Source organism: Frankia sp. RB5, from assembly GCF_059816245.1.
Genome location: NZ_JCBATA010000148.1, coordinates 1 through 1562 on the forward strand (window position 1 = coordinate 1; position 1562 = coordinate 1562).

The window sequence follows — 1562 nt, forward strand, 5'->3', positions numbered from 1 at the left end:
TAGTACTACAGTCCCAGTGGCTGCCGTGTGGTCCTGATTCGCGCCTGCGGCGCGGCGGGTGGTGTGGGGCGGCCGCCGCGTGATTCTCCATGGTTTGTGAATACACATGAGGATGCGGCGGCGGCCGCGACGGGTAGCGTATCCGAGATGGACGTCGTGGTGTGGGAGGCGGGGCTGGAGGAGTTGTTCGCTCGCCTGTCCGACTGTTTCCGGTCTGATCAGCCACGGGCGCAGGCGCGGGCGTATGTGGCAGGGTTGTTGTCTCGGACGGAACGGAAGAACGGGTGGACGCTCGCGGAGTTCAGCCGGGACGCCGGACCGCAGAAGATGCAGCGGCTGTTGAACGAGTACGCCTGGGACGAGGACGCTGTCGGCGACGTGGTCCGGTCGTACGTCGTGGAGAATCTCCTCGAGCCGGACGGGGTCCTCGTTCTCGACGAGACCGGCTTCCTCAAGAAAGGGAAGAAGTCCGCTGGCGTGCAGCGCCAGTACAGCGGCACGGCGGGCCGCGTGGAAAACTGTCAGATCGGCGTGTTCGCCGCCTACGTGTCCGGGAAAGGGAAAGCTCTGGTCGACCGGGAACTGTACCTTCCCGAGAGCTGGACCGAAGACCGGGCCCGATGCGCGGACGCGGGTATCCCGGCCAGCGTGGGATTCGCGACCAAGCCACTGCTCGCCCTGGACATGATCCGCCGATTCTGGCTGGCACACCGGCAGATCGGCTGGGTCGCCGGCGACGAGGTGTACGGCGCCGACCCCGAACTACGTGACTGGCTGGAAGAACACCGCATCGGCTTTGTACTCGGTGTCAGGTCGGACACGCACGTCACCACCGCCGTCGGTCGACGCCGCGTCGATACCCTCGCCGCTCTGGTTCCCGACTCCGCCTGGGAGACATATTCCTGTGCCGACGGTTCGAAAGGACCTCGGCTCTACGACTGGGCCCTCGTCGAAACCACCGACCACGCAGGCCCGGACAACCTCCCTCACCAGATCCTCATCCGCCGATCACGATCCGGCAAGAAGGAACTCGCGTTCTTCCTCACCCACAGCCCAAAGCCGGTTCCCCTCGCCGCCCTGGTCACCGTCGCGGGACGCCGCTGGGGCATAGAAGACTGCTTCGAGTCCGCCAAGAACGAGGTCGGCCTCGACCACTACCAGGTCCGCCAGTACCACGCCTGGTACCGGCACATCACCCTCGCGATACTCGCACACACCTGGCTCGCCGTCACCGCCCTGAGGAACCACGAAGAACACCCCCCGAGCATCCCACGAGAGAAAACAGCCGTGGGATACCAGCGCCTTCCAGACGGCCTCCCCATCACCCGCCAGCCGGAACCGGACCGACACATGATGATCCCGCTCACCCTCAACGAAATCCGCCACCTCATCGCCCTGTTCCGGCAGACCACCATCCCACACAACGTGATCACCTGGTGGTCGGAATGGCGCCGCCGGCACCAAGCACTCGGCCGCTACTACCACTACCAAACCCGAATCCGCGCCGCCCAGCGCCACGCCATAGCAGCAACAGCCACACGAGGATCACTGCAACTGTAGTA

At 65.2% G+C, this 1562-nt stretch carries 1 protein-coding gene; it reads left to right on the forward strand.

The genetic code is table 11. The annotated features are described in order from the left end of the window. The first annotated feature begins 147 nt into the window (after positions 1 to 147). Entirely contained in the window at positions 148 to 1560 is a 1413-nt protein-coding gene (locus AC6EXY_RS33220) for an IS701 family transposase (protein ID WP_499819019.1), read from the forward strand. The last annotated feature ends 2 nt before the right edge of the window (positions 1561 to 1562 follow it).